The 16,325-nt window shown below is 68.8% G+C and carries 17 protein-coding genes; 3 read left to right on the forward strand and 14 right to left on the reverse strand.

Annotation, left to right across the window (positions count from 1 at the left end; genetic code table 11):
* Window positions 1-15 precede the first annotated feature (15 nt).
* Window positions 16-336 (reverse strand): YerC/YecD family TrpR-related protein, encoded by a 321-nt coding sequence (locus KB221_03285; GenBank protein ID WIY70054.1) that lies wholly within the window; start codon window positions 334-336, stop codon window positions 16-18.
* Between the two features lie 90 nt (window positions 337-426).
* Here KB221_03285 and KB221_03290 point away from each other — a divergent pair, with 90 nt between their 5' ends.
* On the forward strand, window positions 427-1,641 hold the full coding sequence (locus KB221_03290; GenBank protein ID WIY70055.1) for an FAD-dependent oxidoreductase: 1,215 nt from the start codon (window positions 427-429) through the stop codon (window positions 1,639-1,641).
* A 14-nt stretch (window positions 1,642-1,655) separates the two neighbouring features.
* On the opposite strand, the gene KB221_03295 is transcribed toward KB221_03290, so the two are convergent.
* The 8 genes from KB221_03295 to KB221_03330 all read right to left on the reverse strand — a co-directional run bounded on the left by KB221_03295 (window position 1,656) and on the right by KB221_03330 (window position 11,511).
* The gene (locus KB221_03295; GenBank protein WIY70056.1) at window positions 1,656-3,719 is read right to left on the reverse strand and encodes a TonB-dependent siderophore receptor; all 2,064 of its coding nucleotides are present in this window, start codon (window positions 3,717-3,719) and stop codon (window positions 1,656-1,658) included.
* Window positions 3,720-3,854: 135 nt separating this feature from the next.
* A complete protein-coding gene (locus KB221_03300; protein WIY70057.1) occupies window positions 3,855-5,228 on the reverse strand; it encodes a sulfite reductase subunit alpha in 1,374 nt (457 codons plus the stop codon).
* Entirely contained in the window at window positions 5,225-6,163 is a 939-nt protein-coding gene (locus KB221_03305) for an FAD:protein FMN transferase (protein ID WIY70058.1), read from the reverse strand. Before KB221_03305 ends, KB221_03300 begins: the two co-directional genes overlap by 4 nt.
* A gap of 158 nt (window positions 6,164-6,321) precedes the next feature.
* A complete protein-coding gene (locus tag KB221_03310) occupies window positions 6,322-7,122 on the reverse strand; it encodes a DUF4198 domain-containing protein (protein WIY70059.1) in 801 nt (266 codons plus the stop codon).
* 11 nt (window positions 7,123-7,133) lie between these two features.
* Window positions 7,134-7,646: a DUF2271 domain-containing protein gene (locus tag KB221_03315; GenBank protein WIY70060.1), complete on the reverse strand. Its 513-nt coding sequence runs from the start codon at window positions 7,644-7,646 to the stop codon at window positions 7,134-7,136.
* A gap of 8 nt (window positions 7,647-7,654) precedes the next feature.
* Window positions 7,655-8,266 (reverse strand): PepSY-associated TM helix domain-containing protein, encoded by a 612-nt coding sequence (locus tag KB221_03320; GenBank protein WIY70857.1) that lies wholly within the window; start codon window positions 8,264-8,266, stop codon window positions 7,655-7,657.
* Between the two features lie 129 nt (window positions 8,267-8,395).
* On the reverse strand, window positions 8,396-10,012 hold the full coding sequence (locus KB221_03325) for an ATP-binding protein (protein WIY70061.1): 1,617 nt from the start codon (window positions 10,010-10,012) through the stop codon (window positions 8,396-8,398).
* An 89-nt stretch (window positions 10,013-10,101) separates the two neighbouring features.
* Complete coding sequence (locus tag KB221_03330) at window positions 10,102-11,511, reverse strand: Mur ligase family protein (GenBank protein WIY70062.1); 1,410 nt, start codon at window positions 11,509-11,511, stop codon at window positions 10,102-10,104.
* 17 nt (window positions 11,512-11,528) lie between these two features.
* Between KB221_03330 and KB221_03335 the strand changes: the two genes are divergently transcribed.
* Window positions 11,529-12,401, forward strand: a complete 873-nt coding sequence (locus KB221_03335) for an LD-carboxypeptidase (protein WIY70063.1) — start codon at window positions 11,529-11,531, stop codon at window positions 12,399-12,401.
* A gap of 270 nt (window positions 12,402-12,671) precedes the next feature.
* Window positions 12,672-13,619, forward strand: a complete 948-nt coding sequence (locus KB221_03340; GenBank protein WIY70064.1) for an aspartyl protease family protein — start codon at window positions 12,672-12,674, stop codon at window positions 13,617-13,619.
* A 4-nt stretch (window positions 13,620-13,623) separates the two neighbouring features.
* Here the strand turns inward: KB221_03340 and KB221_03345 are convergent, their stop codons facing one another.
* From KB221_03345 to KB221_03365, 5 genes are all read right to left on the reverse strand, one after another.
* Window positions 13,624-14,469, reverse strand: coding sequence for a neutral zinc metallopeptidase (locus KB221_03345; protein ID WIY70065.1), 846 nt, complete (start codon window positions 14,467-14,469; stop codon window positions 13,624-13,626).
* Between the two features lie 107 nt (window positions 14,470-14,576).
* Entirely contained in the window at window positions 14,577-14,966 is a 390-nt protein-coding gene (locus KB221_03350; GenBank protein ID WIY70066.1) for a hypothetical protein, read from the reverse strand.
* Between the two features lie 44 nt (window positions 14,967-15,010).
* A complete protein-coding gene (locus tag KB221_03355; protein ID WIY70067.1) occupies window positions 15,011-15,598 on the reverse strand; it encodes a 50S ribosomal protein L11 methyltransferase in 588 nt (195 codons plus the stop codon).
* Window positions 15,599-15,669: 71 nt separating this feature from the next.
* Window positions 15,670-16,041, reverse strand: coding sequence for a helix-turn-helix transcriptional regulator (locus KB221_03360; GenBank protein WIY70068.1), 372 nt, complete (start codon window positions 16,039-16,041; stop codon window positions 15,670-15,672).
* Window positions 16,042-16,050: 9 nt separating this feature from the next.
* Window positions 16,051-16,302, reverse strand: coding sequence for a type II toxin-antitoxin system RelE/ParE family toxin (locus tag KB221_03365; protein WIY70069.1), 252 nt, complete (start codon window positions 16,300-16,302; stop codon window positions 16,051-16,053).
* Window positions 16,303-16,325: the final 23 nt, after the last annotated feature.

Genomic DNA, 16,325 nt, shown 5'->3' on the forward strand with positions numbered 1-16,325 from the left:
CTCGGACTTTCTGTTTCAGGCTTTGGTCTTCAGGCGGTCCAGCACCAGGCGGTAGCCCTGGTGCGGCATTTCCCGGAGGAAGCGGGCGACGCGAACGACGGTGGTCGGGCTGGCACCGGCCGAGGAGGCGATCTCGCGATAGGACTGCAGTTGCTCGTCGAGCAACCGCGCCACCGCCCAGCGCTCCGCGAAGGCGCGCAGTTCCGACGGCGTGCAAAGATCGGCGAGGAAGGCGTCCAGCTCCTCACGCGTCTTCAGACACAGCAGGGCGTCATACAGGGCGAGCCGGTCGTCGGCCGCCTTGTGCACGGCCTTGGGGGGCAGGGTGTCGTTCATGTGCGTTCCACTATGCTGTAACAGTGGCACGGTCAAGGCGCATCTGTATGCCCTATCGACCCCCGCGCTCCGCCCCTCTATTTCCGTCTCATGACCAAGGTTCTGATCATCGGCGCGGGCCATGCAGGCGGGACGGCGGCGGCCTTGCTGCGCCAGTACGGGCATGAGGGCCCCATCGTGCTGGCGGGCGAGGAGTCGGCGGCACCTTACCAGCGTCCGCCCCTGTCCAAGGCCTGGCTGAAGGGTGAGGCCGACCTCGAGGCGCTGCTGCTGCGGCCGGAAGTCTTCTACGCCGAGCACGATATCGAACTGCGCACCGGCGTGACGGCGACGGCGATCGATGCGTCGGCGAAGACCGTGACCTTCGCCGACGGGACCGTTGAACCGTACGACGCCCTGATTCTTGCGACGGGATCGACGGCGCGGAAGTTGACCATTCCGGGCGCGAACCGGCCGGATCTGATGGAGCTGCGGACGCTCGCCGATGCGGAGCGGCTGAAGGCGGCGCTGGGGCCGGGGAAGCGGCTGGCCGTGGTCGGCGGCGGCTATGTGGGGCTGGAGGCGGCGGCCTCGGCCCGGGCGCTCGGCGCCGAAGCCGTGGTCATCGAGCGGATGGACCGGGTGCTGGCGCGGGTGGCCTCGGAGACCCTGTCGGCCTTCTTCACGGCGCATCATCGGGCGCACGGCGTCGAGGTGCTGACCTCCGCGGAGGTGGTGGCGTTCGAGGAGGGTGGCGTCCGGCTGGGCGACGGTCAGTTGATCGAGGCCGATGCAGTGCTGGTCGGGGTCGGGGCGTTGGCCTGCGACGGGCTGGCGCGGGCGGCGGGGCTGGCCTGCGGGAACGGCGTGGTGGTCGACGAGGCCGCGCGGACGTCGGACCCGGGGATCTGGGCCATCGGGGACATGACCTTCCGTCCGATTCCGGCGCACGGCGGGCTGCGGCATCGGCTGGAGAGCGTGCCCAATGCGCTGGAGCAGGCGAAGCAGGCGGCGGCGGACATCACGGGGCGCGCGGCGCCGGCGTCCGAGGTGCCGTGGTTCTGGTCCGACCAGTATGAGATCAAGCTGCAGATCGCGGGCCTGCCTGATGGCGCCGATCGTCAGGTGGTGCGCGGCGATGTCGAGGGCGGGGCGTTCGCCGTCTTCCATCTGGCCGGTGACCGGATCGTCTGCGTCGAGGCGGTCAACGCCCCGGCGGAATTCATGGCCGGGCGGCAGATGATTTCGCGCCGACAGGCCGTCAACGCGGTGCGCTTGGCTGACCGGTCTGTGTCGATGAAAGAGGTTGCGGCGGCCCAGGCCTGAGCCCCCAGGTCCTCCTAGAACCGCGAGGTCAGGGTCAGGCGGGCGTTCAATGGCGCTCCGGTGGAGATGTTGAAGTTGTTGTGGGCGTCAGAGAACCAGGTCGTGTCGAGCAGGTTCTCGATATTGAGCTGCAGCTGGACGGTGTCGCTGACCCGATAGTAGACGGCGGCATCGACCCGGTTGAAGGCGGGTAGCCGGGTGGTGGTTGCGGAGGTCCGGATAGCCGCAAACTGGCTGGACTGGTGGATCACGCCAAGGCCAAAGCCCAGCCGGCGGCTGACATCGTAGCGGTTCCAGACGCTGAACTGTTGCTTCGGCGTCTGCGCCAGTCGAACCGAGTCATTGCCCTGCAGCCGGGCGTCCAGCCATGAATAGCCGCCGCTGATCTGCCAGTTCGGCCGCAGACGCCCCGTCAGTGCCAGCTCGACGCCCTCTGTGCGGGTTTCGCCGACGTTGATGGTGACGGTCGGGTTCAGCGGGTCCGGTGTCGTGGCATTGGTCCGGTCCAGCCTGAATACGGCGGCCGTAAAATTCAGGTCGGGCCGGATATCCCATTTGGCACCGATCTCGTGATTGGTGAACGCCTCGGGCTCGAGGTTCTGCTGGGTGGTCGACAGGGAAAGGAACTGGTCGCCCGAGCGCGGCAGGAAGGACTGGCTGTAGCTGCCGTAGATCGAAACGTTCGGCTGCGGCTTGTAGATCAGACCGAGGCGGGGCGAGACCTTCTCGTCAGTACGGGCGAAGGGGCGATCCGGATTCGGCTGGAGGTCAGCACCGTCGATGTCGAAGCGGTCGTAGCGCAGGCCGGCGACGATCTCGAACCGGCCGCCGAGACTGATCTGGTCCTGCACATAGACCGAGACGGACTCCACATTCGAGACCGTGTCGCGGCTGAGTGACGGGAAGGTAACCGTCGGAAACACCGGATTGGCGAGGTTGAACGTCGTGTTCGACAGGACGCCGTTGCGCCGCTGGTTTGCCGAGTCCTGATCGCCGTATTCGAGGCCGACCAGGACCTTGTGGTCCGTGCCGCCCACCGTGGTCTTCCAGACCAGATTACCCTGGATCAGAAGGTTCTGCCGGTCGGTGGGGTCGGTGTAGGCCGAGAGCGGAACCGTGCCGTTCTGCGCCGTGGCGGCTCCGCTGGCGAAGACGTTGGTGTAGACCTTGTCGTAGTCGCCATACAGGACGTTCGTCGAGACCTCGATATTGTCCGCCAGGACGCCGTCGATGCGAAGTCTGGCGATATTGGCCTCAAGCGTTGTGCGGTTCACGCCCGGCACGCCGAAGAACTGGTCGCGATGGCCGGAGAGCGGGACGCCGGACAAGGACGGCACCCCCCGGTCGACGACGCGGTCATCGTTGACGTGCTCAAGGGAAAGGCCCGCTCGCCAGCCGCTGCCGAGGTCTACCGCGACAAAGGGGTTCACCGCGTAGCGCTCGCCCTCATAGAAGTCGCGGTGACTGTCGAGGTCTTCGTAGATGGCGTTGAACCGGAACGCCGCCATGGAGCCCATCGGGGCGTTGACGTCCGTCGAGATGTCCCAGGCACCAAAGCTGTTGGCGCTTGCCCGACCGGTCGCGAAGAAGCCGACTGCGCTGGGGGTCTTTTGAACCCGGTTTACGATTCCGCCGCCGCCGCCCCGGCCGAAGATCAGGGCATAGGGTCCCTTCAGCACCTCGACCCGCTCGAGATTATAGAGGCCGCGGAAATACTGGGTGTCGTCCCGAACTCCATCGAGGAAGAAGTCGGCGGTCGTATTCTGACCCCGCAGCGTGATCTGGTCACGGTTTCCCTCGCCCTGGCCGACCGTGGTTCCCGGAACATAGCGCAGCACCTCGCCGAGGCTGTGCAGCGCCTGATCGTCGAGTTGCGCCCGGGTGACCACATTGACCGTCTGCGGCACGTCAATCAGTGCGGTGTCGGTCCTGGTCGCGGTGACGGAGTTGAGCGCGATGTATCCCCGGCTCTGGCCCGTCACGATGATGGGCGCCAACTGGGTCGCGGGTTCTTCATCAGCCCATGCCGCGACCGGTGTCGCCATGGCCAGGGAAGCCGAAACCAGAAGGATACGCATCGTCAAGTGCCCGCAAACTCGATGGGAGGGCGTTCCTAATAATGCGACCCATTCTCATTATCAATTGAAAAGCGCAACTCTCCGAAATGGGGTCCGAGGGGGCGGGCTGTTGCTGGCAGAGTGTTCCGTAACCGTTCAGTAGACGTCGCGCCGGTAGCGGCCGGCTTCGGTCAGGGCCAGCAGGCGTTCGGTGCCGAGGACGGCCTCCAGCGCCGCCTGCACGCCCTTCGACATGCCTTCCAGACTGCCGCAGACGAGGATGGTCGCGCCGCGGTCGACCCATGCCGAAAGGTCCGCAGCATGTTCGCTGACAAGCTGCTGAACGTAGCGTCCGTCTCCGGCGTCGCGGGAGAAGACCCGGTCGAGACGCGTCAGGCTGCCGGACGCAAGGGCAGCCTGAAGCTCGGCATCGAGGAAGGCGTCATGGGCGCGGGTCCGCTCGCCGAACATCAGCCAGGTTCCGCCATGCGGGCGGGCGGCGCGGGCCTTCCAGTGGGCGCGCAGGCCCGCCAGACCGGTGCCGTTGCCGATCAGGATCAACGGCGTCTCCGGCGACGGCCCGTGGAAGCTGCGGTTGGTGCGGATGCGCATTTCGACCGCATCGCCGACGGCAAGCTCCCGCGTCAGCCAGCCGGAGGCCAGCCCCGGCGTGCCGTCCGGGCGATGCATCAGGCGGACGATGAATTCGGCGCGACCGTCGGCGGGCAGGGAGGCCACGGAATACTCGCGGCTGCCCGGAGCGGGCTGGCCGTCGATGACCGGCAGGCCGATCCCGGCGATGTCACCGGCGACCCATGCCGGGGCGTGGTCGACCGGCCCGAAGGCCATCAGCCAGGCCTCGCCGCCGGGGCTGCCGGGGTTCAGATGGGTGCGTTCGACCAGCCGCCAGCGATCGTATGCGGGCGGGGTCCAGTCCGCCTGAACCGTTGACCCGGTCAGCAGGGCCAGCTGGTGCTGCCAGTGCCGGACCGCGCTCGTGTCGCCGTCATCGACCTCGATCCGATCGAACAGGGGCGCGGCACCCGAGCGCTGCAGCCAGCCGTCCAGCGCCCGGCCGAAGCCGCAGAAATCGGCATAGGTCGCGTCGCCCAGGGCCAGCAGGCCGTAGGACAGGCCGGTCAGGTCGGCAGGCGCTTGCATCGACTGGCGCACGAACCGGGACAGGGCGTCGGGGGCGTCGCCCTCGCCGGTGGTCGAGGCGACAATCAGGATGCGCCCGGCGGCCTTCAGCCCCGCGGGCTGAAGGTCACCCAGCGGCATCACGCGGGCCGGGGTTCCGGCATCGGACAGGCTGCGTGCCGTCATCCAGGCCAGTTCCTCGGCGAGGCCGGTCTGGCTGGCGAAGGCGACCAGTACGGGTGGGGCGTCTCCGGCCGGCGCGAGGGCGGCCGATCGGGCGGCGGCGGCGCGGCGGGCGCGGGCCTGCGAGCGCCGCACGAGGGCGATCGTCATCAGCCAGAGGCCAAGGGCCAGGACCGCCCAGAGCCAGCGAACGGGATCGGTAGTCACGCGCCCTCTGACAACATGGCGGTGAAGGCGGGGGTGACGATCTCGACCATGCCGTCTCCGGTGCGCACGACGAAGGTGGCGGCGATCTTCATGGCTTCAGCGAAGGCGGGGCCCTCCTCGGGTCCCATGACGGTGAGGGCCGTGGCCATGGCGTCGGCGTACATCGCGGCTTCGGCGAGGACGGTGACGGAGGCGACGCCGTTCTCGACCGGCCGGCCTGTCCGGCCGTCAAGGGTGTGGCTGTAGGTCTGGCCATAGGCCTCGAAACTGCGGACCCAGTCACCCGAGGTGGCGCAGGCCATGTCGAACAGGGCGGCCACGGCCGGAGGGCCGGGCGCGCCGGGCGCCTGCTGCAGCTCCGCCCACCAGGGCATGGCGTCCGGCTTGACGCCCGCGCCGCGCAGTTCGCCGCCGATCTCGACCAGATGGTGGGTCGCACCCATTCGGGTGAGCCGTTCGGAGACGCAGTCGACCGCGTGGCCCTTGGCGATACCGGACAGGTCCAGTTTGACCCCGCCCAGTTGCTGCACGGCCCGGGCCTCCCGGTTGAAACGGACGACGCCCCAGCCCGACAGGGCGCGGGCGGCCTCGACCTCTTCCTCGAAAGGCACGGTCGGGCCGGTTCCGAAACCGTTGAGCGGCCGCGGGCCCGGCGGGCCGAAGCCCCACAGATCGACCAGTGCGCCCAGCGCCGGATCAACCGCGCCATTGGTGTCGTCGGCCAGGTCCATGGCCTTGTTGAGCAGGTCCCAGAACGGCTCGGACACGGCCCAGAATCCGGGCGGGGCGGCATTGAGCCGCGACAGCTCTGACCGGGGGTCCCAATGGCTGAACAGGCTGATGATCCGGGCGAGTTCTTCCTCGATGGCCGACTGGAAGGCCATGCGGTCGAGCGCGGGCGGCGGGATCAGGCGCACGGACCAGGTGGTCCCCATGGTCTCGCCGGCGAAGTCCCAGATGTGGGGCCCCGGCGGAGGAGACGGCTTGCGGCCATGGGTCGGGATCAGGACGCGGTTTCCGGGGCGCGGTGCCCCGCCCCCGCCCACGATCAGCGGGGGCGGAGCGGCGCGGGTCGGACGGGGACCGTTGTCCGTCAGGGCAGGACTTCCACGACGCCGTTGTACTGGGCGCTATAGGCCAGCTGGTCGCCCGCCGCGTCGCCGCGGACCGAGGCGTTCATCCAGTACATGCCGGGTTCGGGCCAGGTGACCGTAAAGGCCCCGTCGGCGCCGGTGGTGACGGTCATCTCTTCGGGGTTGTCGCGGTAGCGGGTGCCGCCCCGGGCGATGGTGACCTGGAGACCGGCCGCGGGCTGGCCATCGCGCAACAGTTTGAACGTCGCGGCCTCACCGGAGACCAGGTCGTTCGGGTGGCTGACGGGGACCAGTTCGATGCCTTCGCCCGTGGGCGCCAGCGCGGTGGTCGAGGGTTCGCCGAGGGTGACGAAGGTCTCGATCCGGCTCGCGCTGCGGGTCGCGACCACATCGGTGGCATCCGTCGGGATGTTCGCGGCCATATCCGCTTCTGCGCCGCGCCAGCGCTTCTGCTCGCCGCCCTGTTTGTAGCTGACGACAACGCCGCCCATGACGTTGGCGACGCGATAGGTGCCGCGCTGGGTCAGGTGGGCGTCGAAGGTGGCGCGATAGCGGGCGCGGTGCATGTTCTCGGGCGCGAGGGTCGATCCGTCCGGTGCCGTGATGATCAGGCCGGCCAGGTTCATCGCAGCGTGGTCGGCGATGAAGACCCCGTTGGACATACCGGCGTCAAAACCGACCCAGGCGTCCGTGCCGGACAGGACCGTCGCGGTCGGAGCCAGCCAGGCGCGGTGGGCCTGGGCCGACATCGGCAGGGCCAGGGTGGCGAGGGCGGCGAGAAGGGCGAGGGACTTTTTCATGCGCTCAATCCTTAGCGGGTGACGGCGACGCTGACGGCGCCCAGTTCGGTGGAGCCCGCGGCGCGGGCCGTGTTGGCGGCACCCCAGCGGAAGGGGACGCGTACGACCTCGCGTCCGCCCAGTTCACGGGCAGCCTCGACGACCATGATGTAGTCGCCGGCGGGCAGGTTGGAGAGACGCGCGCCGGGCACGGTGACCGCGTGGCGGCCAGGGGCCTTGGTGGCGCTGGAGACGCCGTCGACGGGCAGGGTCATGGCCCGACCGGCGCGACGCCACCAGGTGCGCATGTCCTTGAGCCAGTCCTTGCCGTCGCCTTCCGCGTTGGCGGTCTGCTGGTACCAGACGGCGAGCGTGCGCACGGCGGTGTTGTCGGGTCGCTCGATCCACACCGCGACATAGGGCCGATGATACGAGGCACCGGACACACGCGGGATCTCGACAGAGACCGTCAGGTCGGCAGCGATCGCGGGCGCGGCGGCGGTGCTGAGGGCGGCGGCGGACAGGGCGAGGGAAAGCTTACGCATGGGACTCGTCAGTGAATGAAGATGAGGGCGATGACGACGGGGATCAGCAGGCCGAGGCCGAGCAGGGGCCAGGTCGAGGGCCGCTGCCGGGCGTGCAGCCAGGTCAGGCCGAAACCGGTGACAGCGAAGACGATGCAGGCGGCGGCGAAGACATCGATGAACCAGTACCAGACGGGCCCGGTGTTCCGACCCTTGTGCAGGTCATTGATGTAGGCGACCCAACCGCGCGTGGTCCGTTCGCGCAGGGCCTCGCCGGTCGCACGGTCGATGGTCAGCCAGCCGTCGCCACCGGGCTCGGCCAGGGCCACATAGACTTCCTCCGCCGTGGTCTCGGTCGGCCTGCCTGCGATCTGGACACTGAAGGTGTCCGAGGCCCAGCGGGCGACGGCGTCCGGAACCGGATCGGTGGTCTCGGCCGGGACGTCGGCGAGGCGGGCGACCAGGGGTGCGGGCAGGGCACCCGTCTGTTCGACCGTGACCGGCTCGGCCGGGATCTGGGCGGCGTGGTTGAGGGTGATGCCGGTGACGGCGAACAGCAGCAGGCCGATCAGGCTGAGGGCCGCCGAGATCCAGTGCCACTGGTGGAGTTGCTTGAGCCAGAACGACCGCGTGGCGTTCAGCGCCTTCTTCGGCTCCCCGGGGGACTTGGCTGGCGCGGCGGTATCGGTCACGCGTGGCTTTTGCCGAAGTTGCGAACGATTTGCAATGGCCGGTCTCGCCGGTCCGGCGCGATCGTCTGACGCGGCGGGTCAGGCGGCCCGGATGAGAGGCGACTGCTCGACGGCTTCGGCACCCAGTACGAGACGGATGGCATGGAGCAGGGCATCCGGCTGGATGGGCTTTTGCGCCACGCCGTTCATCCCCGCCGCCAGGTACACGGCCGCGTCGCGCGGATCGCCGTTGGCGGTCAGCGCCAGGATCGGCACCTGCGCAACCGGACCCGGCAGACTGCGGATCAGACGCGTCGCCTCGACCCCGTCCATGACAGGCATCTTGATGTCCATCAGGACCAGATCGAAGGCACCTGACCGGACCCTGTCCACGGCCTGCTGCCCGTCCTCGACGGCCTCGAAACTACAGTCGAACAATTCCAGCACCTTGCCCGCGACAAACCGGTTGGTGGCATTGTCGTCCACGATGAGGACATGAAGTGTCTCGTGGCCGGTGGGCTCGGCCATCTGGATGGCGGCCGCACGCATCTCGCGGCTTGCGCCGGGCAGGGTCAGGGTGAACCGGAAGCGCGCGCCACCCTGTGGCGACCTCTCCACGGCGATGCCGCCGTTCATCAGTTCCACGATCTGACGGCAGATCGCGAGACCAAGGCCGGCGCCCGCTCCCTCGCGGCCGGCGTGACCGGTATTGAAGGGGTCGAAAATGGTCCCGGCCGCGTCGGTCGGCACACCGGGGCCGCTGTCGTCCACTGTCGCGTCAATGGCGATGACGCCGTTGGCTTCCCGGCTCGCGATGTGGACCGCCACCTCGCCCGCCTGGGTGAATTTCAGGGCATTGCCGATCAGATTGTTGAACAGCTGTTTGAGCCGCATTTCGTCCCCGGCCACCCACTCATGACCGGCCGTATCGTGCGTGACCGTCAAGGTCAGGTTCTTTTCCTGGGCGCGGGGGCTCCACAGGGCCTTGAGGTCGGCGGCGACGGAATCGAGGTGGACCGGCGCGGCTTCAAAGGTCATCAGGCCGGCTTCCGCCCGCGACATGTCCAGCGCGTCCGTGAGCAGCCGCAACAGACTCTGGCCGGAATCCAGGATGGTGCGGGCATAGGGGCGCATCGCCTCCTGGGTCAGTTCGCGCTCCATCAGGGCGGCGACGCCCAGGACGCCGTTCAGCGGGGTGCGTATCTCGTGGCTCATGACCGCCAGGAATTCGGACTTGGCGCGGCTGGAAGCCCGGGCTTCGGCCTCGGCTCGTGAGAGATCCCGGGCGAGGGCACCCATGGCTTCGGCCCGACGGCGGTGTATGGCGTTGCCGGCCTGAAGTACGTGCACACCGGCACCGACACCGAAATAGACGCCCCCGGACGTGACGACGAAGCCGTTCAGCAGCCCGCCGAGATTGGTGTCGTCCATAGACTGGAAAAGGGTCTCGGCGTCGGCGTCGGCGTCGAGGATGCGCGGGGCGGCGTCCATGAAGGTCGAGGCCGGGCGCCGGGCGTAAAGGGCGCGCCCGAACTCGGCGGCCATCTTGAGGGTAAAGGCGTTGCGCTCGATCAGCCCGACCGGCCGTTGGTCGCTATCGACGACGGCGATGATCAGGGTGTCAGGTTCGCGCTGAAAGCGGTCGAACACATCCGCGCCGGGCGTGTCGGCCCCGATCGGCGCCGCAGCGCTCGCAAAGTCTCCGATCCTGGCCATACACCACTCCCGCCTGACGGTCGGGATAGGCGCTCGGCCTTAACATCCGCTTTTCCGGGTGTGAAAGTTTTCCGATATTCTATTGAATATCAGTCAGTAAGCGGACCAGTAAGACGGCCGAGCAGGTCGGCGGCGAACACCGACAGGGTGTCGTCCCGCGCGCCCATGATGATGATCCGGTCACCGGGGCGGGCCAGGTCGATCAGCCGGTCGCCGCAGGCCTCGCGGGTGGGCAGGGCCTCGGCGTTGCGACCGGCGGCGCGAATGCCGGACGCGATGTCCTCGCTGCCGACGGAGCGGTCGGTGGTGCCGCCGAAATAGACGGGCTCGGGCATCAGCAGGACGTCGTCCTCGCGCATCAGGCCGGCGAAGCCGTCGATGAACTCGCGCTGCATCAGCCGCAAGGGTCCGAAGCCGTGGGGCTGGAACAGGATCAGCAGGCGGCCGTCGAAGGCGTGGAGCGTCTTCAGGGTGGCGGCGATCTTGTCCGGGTTGTGGGCGAAGTCGTCGATGACGGTGACGCCGTTCGCGGTCCCGACCACCTCCATCCGGCGGCGGATACCGGCGAAGGTCTCCAGCGCGGCGACGGCCTGGTCCAGCGGCACGCCAATGGCGCGGACGGCGCCGAGGGCGGCCAGGGCATTGGCGACATTGTGTGCGCCGGGGACGTTGAGGACCACCGCATGCTTCGCGCCGCCGAGCTCGGTCAGGGTGAACCGCATACCGGTCGGCATCGGCTCGAGGTCATGGGCGTTGAGGGTGGCCGACTCCTCGCCGAGGGCGAAGGTGATGACCTTGTCGGCGGGGAGGGACTGGGCCAGCGCCTGGGTCTCGAGATTGTCGAGGTTGAGCACGGCCTTTGTCGCACGCCCGGTGAAGCCGCCGAACAGGTCGCGCAGCTCTTCCATCGACTTGTGGTCCAGCGAGATGTTGGAGACCACGGCGACCGTAGGGTCGTAGCGGGCGATGGAGCCGTCCGACTCATCGACCTCGGAGACAAACAGGTCAGGGCCGCCGATCAGGGCGCTGGCGAAGGGGTGGTCGGCATCGGCGAAATTCTTCATCACCGCGCCGTTCATGACGGTCGGCGCCCGGCCCGCCTGATGCAGGATCCAGGCGATCATGCCAGTGATGGTCGACTTGCCGCTGGTCCCTGCCACGCCGATCGAGGCCGGCGCGGCGTTGAACAGCTGTGACAGGAGCTCCGGCCGGGTGACGATACGGGCCCCGGCGCGTTTCGCCGCGCCGATGTCGGGCACGGTGTCCTCAATGGCGCCGGTGGCGACCACGGTCTGGTCGGCGCGGGTGACGCCGGAGCCGTCCTGCGGATGCAGGGTCACGCCATGGGCTTCCAGCCAGGCGAATTTCTCGGGCGTGCGGCCCTGGTCACGGGACCGGTCGGAGCCCTCCAGACGGCCGCCGCGCGCCTGTACGATCATCGCCAGCGGGAGCATTCCCGAGCCGCCGATGCCGCAGAAGAAATAGTCGTCTTGATTCATGTGGGCGAAACCGGGGAATGTCCGGGGGCCTGACTAGCACGGGCAAGGCTGGAGGCCAGCGGCTGAGCATGAAGATCGGCATCGTCAACGCCAGTTCGCGCCTCAACAAGGCGCGCGCCGAGGCCGTGATGGCCTGGTTCGCCACCAATTTTCCCGACGGTTCCGTCACGGCGAGCTTTCACCCGGCCAGTTTCGGCAAGCACGGCCATTTCGGCGGCGATGACGCCAGCCGGACCAATGCCTTTGTGGAATACGCCAATGATCCGCGGCTGGACGCGGTGTGGTTCGCGCGCGGCGGCTACGGCTCGTGCCGCATCGCCGAGGCGGTGCTGCCCCGGCTGACGGCCGTGGCGCGCAAGAAGCGGTATCTGGGCTATTCCGACGCCGGCAGCATTCTGGCCCTGCTCTACAAGGCCGGCTTCCCGCATGTGGCGCACGGGCCGATGGCCTCGGACGCCGTGCGCAACGAGCCCACGGCCTGGCGGGCGTTGAACTGGCTGCGAACGGGGGACCCGACCTCGTGGGAGCCGTCGCTGGCAGAGGATCCTCGCCCGGCGGTCGGCTTCAATCTCAGCATCCTCGATGCGCTCGTCGGAACGGCGCTGGAGCCCGACCTGACCGGCCATGTGCTGATGCTGGAGGATGTGTCGGAGCCGCTGTACCGGATCGACCGGATGATGTTCCACCTGACCGGCCAGGCCTCGATCCGCAAGGTGGCGGGCATCCGCATGGGGCGGGTGTCTGACATCGTCGAGAACGAGCCCGATTTCGGCCTGACCGCGGAGGAGATCTGCCGCTACTGGTGCGAACGGTCCGGGATTCCCTACCTCGGGGTCGCCGATATCGGTCACGACCGGCACAACAAGGTGGTTCCCTTCGGCCACAGGTAGGCGGGGATCGGTTCGCGCAAACGGCGAAGCCTGTCGACTCTCCCGCACTTGCCGCGCCAGATGCAGGTGGATGGGACTTAAGTGGTTGTTAACCATGAGTTCGCGGCGCCTTGGGGGTAGGGTGTCCGCGGTGGCGGTCTGGACGGCGTCGGGGGGCGCTGACCGGACCGCCAGCCATCGGCAGGCCATCCGTTCCGATCGACCCGCCGCCTGAACTGCGGCCATGGCGACGCTGGCGCGGGCCGTGCGCAAGGGCCATCTTCGCCAGGCATGAACCGCCGCTCCCTTCTCATCCGCACCGCAGGACTGGCCGCCGTCGTCGGCGGGGCCTGGTGGGCGCGTGAGACCCTGCTGTGGCCGAAGCCGGCGCTGACCTTCGGCCATGGCGGCGCGACGCCGTGGCTGCCCTTTGTGCGCAACAGCCTGGTGCCCACCGTGCGGGTCAGGCTGGGCGGTGTCGAGGTGGTCGCCCTGATCGACAGCGGGGCCCAGTATTCCGTCATAGACCGGGCTCTGGTCGCGGCCTTGCCGGAGGCGGGCCGGTCGCTGTTCGACATGCCGCTGGTGGCCTATGGCGTCGGCGGCGGGGCGCAGGTCGGGCGCGGAACGACGCTTGAGGTCGACCTGCCCGGGCTGGCCATTCGCGGCCTGAGAGCGGCGATCCTCGATCTGGGACCGCTGGCTTCGGAGCAGGGCCTCCAGACGCCGCTGATCCTGGGACAGGATGTGCTGGGCGAGGCGGTGCTGGCGCTGGACCCGGCGCGGCGGCATGCGCGACTGGTCCATCGCGACGCCTTCGTTCGCCCGCCCGATCTGGCCCCCACGGCGGTGCGCCTTCAGGGCGGCTCCATGGTTGCGGAGGTGACCGTCGAGGGATCGACAGTCCAGGCCGTCGTCGACACCGGAGCGTCGGCCTTTCTCGGCCTGAGCCGCGAGGCGGCGACCGGCGCAGGGCTGATGGATGGCCGGCCGCAGGGCAGCGGGGTCAGTCTGGTGCTGGGCGGTGCGATGCGCGCCGCGACCGTCGAGGCGCGCACCGTGACCTTCGCCGACCACCGCTACGCCCGCGTCTCCGTCGGGGTGTTCGACCAGCCGCCCCTGCCCAACTTCCCCGGCGGCCTCGTCGGCATGGAAGCGCTCAGGGGCCGGCGCGTGGCCATGGACCTCGGTGCCGGGGCCCTGTTCGTGTCGCGTCCGCTGGACCTGACGGTCAGCTGAACCGTCAGAGCGTCTGGAAGGTGTCGCAGGCGGCGGGATCGCCCGATTCATAGCCGCGCCGCAGCCATTCGACCCGCTGGGCCGATGAGCCGTGGGTGAAGCCCTCGGGCTGGACCTGACCGCCCTGTCGGCGTTGCAGGGTGTCGTCGCCGATGGCCGAAGCCGTCTGCATGCCCGCCTCGAGATCGCCGGCCTCCAGGGCCACTTCGCCATTCGAGACCGACGCCGCGTTGCGGGCCCAGACCCCGGCGTAGCAGTCGGCCTGCAGCTCCAGCGCCACCGAGTAGCGGTTGGCCTCGGCCTGGCCTGAGGCGCGCTGCTGGGCGGTTCGGACCTGGTCCGACAGACCCGTCAGGGTCTGGACGTGATGGCCGTATTCATGGGCGATGACATAGGCGCGGGCGAAGTCGGCGCTGGACGCCCCGAGGTCGGTCTCAAGCTGCGACCAGAAGGACAGATCGAGATACACATGCCGGTCGGTCGGGCAGTAGAACGGCCCCATCGCCGCTTGGCCGAAGCCGCAGCCTGTGGGCGTGCCCTGTTCGTACAGGGTGACCGTCGGCGGCTGATAGCCCTGGACCCTGGTCTTCCAGACGTCGTCGATATTGGTCCCGATGACGTCGACGAAGGCGCCGGCCTGGTCGGACGGGCTGCCGGCCTTGCCTTCTGACACGCCGGCACCGCCGAACTGGCTGGCCAGCTGTGTCGTCGTGGCCGGATCGATGTCGAAGACGAAATAGCCGATCGCCGCCAGGATCACGACGCCGATGCCGCCCCCGGCCATGGCCCCGCCGCCGAGGCCGCGCCGGTCGTCGATATTGCCGGCGCGCCGTCCACCCTGCCACCGCATGATCGCTCTCCCTCAGCCCTGATGCCCAAGCTAGGCCGGAACGCAGGGAGAGGGGAAGGGATGCAACCTGAAAGGCGAACTCTGTTCGGCGGACGCGCCGCGGGGGCCTAGTCCCGGGGACGGTCCAGCCAGGCGTCGATCTGGCCTGTGTCCGGGGCTGCGGCGGCGCGCCGTCCGGAGGCGGAGAGGCGCAGGGCCCGCTCCTCTTCGGGCGAGCGCAGGGCGCGGGTCGCGGGGGGCTGGATCGGTTCGGGCCGGCGGGCGGCCTCGATCCGTTGGCGGTTGAGGCGGGCCTCGATCTCCAGCTGGCGGGCAAAGGTCTCGCGCTGTTCGGCCTGGAGGCGCAGGCGTTCCATCTCGAGGCGGTGCTGGTCGGCCTGATAGCGGCCCGGGTCGATCGTCGGTGCGCCGGCGCGCGGCTGCCACGTCTGGGCCTGCACCACGGCGGGCGCAGCTGCAAAGAGCGTCAGGACGACAAGCGCACGGAGAGCGGTCATGGGAGGAAGATGGCGCCTGGGTCGGCGACCTCCAAGCGGAGCCGTCAACGACCGGGCGTCAGGGTCCAGACGCGGGTGCGTTTGACCGCGTCGTCCTCGAGTTCGCGCGTCGTCGGAACGGCGTATTCCGCGAGCAGGTCAAAGCCCTCCTTCGGGAAATAGGTTCTCAGGGGATCCCCGACGAGAACGCGCGTGCCCCGGCCGGCTGCTAGCGTCAGCCAAGCCAGCACACGGCCGGCCATGGGCTGTTCATAGAAGACGTCGCCCGCGCAGATGACGTCCACATCCGGCGGAGGTCCGTCCAGCAGGTCGGCGTCGGTGAAGCCCAGCGCCACGTCGTTGGCCGCGGCATTGAGGGCGACCGCGGCACCGCAGAAGGGATCGATGTCGGCGCAGAGGGCCGAGGCGGCGCCCGCCTGCATCGCCGCGACGCCGACCAGACCGGAGCCGGCGGCGAGGTCCAGCACCCGCTTTCCGGCCACCTCGGCGGGATTGTCCAGCAGCCAGCGGGCCAGACCCTGCCCCCCTGCCCAGGCGAAGGCCCAGAACGGCGGCGGCAGACCCATTTCGCCGAGTTCCTCCTCGGTCAGCCGCCAGATCGGCGTGACCTCGTCGGCCAGCCACAGTGACATCTCCGGCGCGTGCGGCACGGTCTGGAGGCGGGTGTTGGCGAGGATGAAGGCCGTGGGGTCGAGGATGCGGGTCAGGTCAGGTCGTCCAGATCGACCGTGAGCGCAGCCGCGATCCGCCCGAGGGTCTCGACCGTTCCAGCCCGGGTGCCGGTCTCGATCTGTGAAATGTAGGCGGCAGACAACCCCGCTATTTCGGCCAGCCGGGCGATGGTCAGGCCGCGATACCGGCGCCAGGCCCGAACGGGATTCTCGCCAGCCAGCATGGCATCGACCAGGGCGACCGGAACGAACTCTTCCCGCCCTTTGGCGACGGCCTCCGTTGTGGCGTCATGAGCCGCCACATCGGCGAGCATTTCGGCGTCTGCGACGAGGCGATCATAGTCCGCCCTCGGCAAGACCACGAGATCTTCGCCGCCGGGCGTCTTCAACAAGGCATGTCCCATCGTCGCCTCCTAGTCGTAGACGCCGCCGCGAGGGCCGACGTCGAGAATCTCCAGCACAGCGCCGTGCTCGTCAAAGAGTACGCGCCAATCCCCGACCCGCAGGCGGAAGCCGTTCCGCCCTTGAAGCCGCGTCACATTGTTGGCGAGGCTGGCCGGGTCGACCGCGTACTGATCGATCTTCGCCCGGATAGTCGCTGCGACATTGGTCGGCATACGCCGCAAGGCCTTGAGCGCCCTTCGAGTGAAGACGACTTGTCTCATAGCACATAGCTATTGGAACTTAT

Origin of the sequence: Aquidulcibacter paucihalophilus, from assembly GCA_030285985.1 — a bacterium.
Classification (GTDB): Bacteria; Pseudomonadota; Alphaproteobacteria; order Caulobacterales; family Caulobacteraceae; genus Brevundimonas.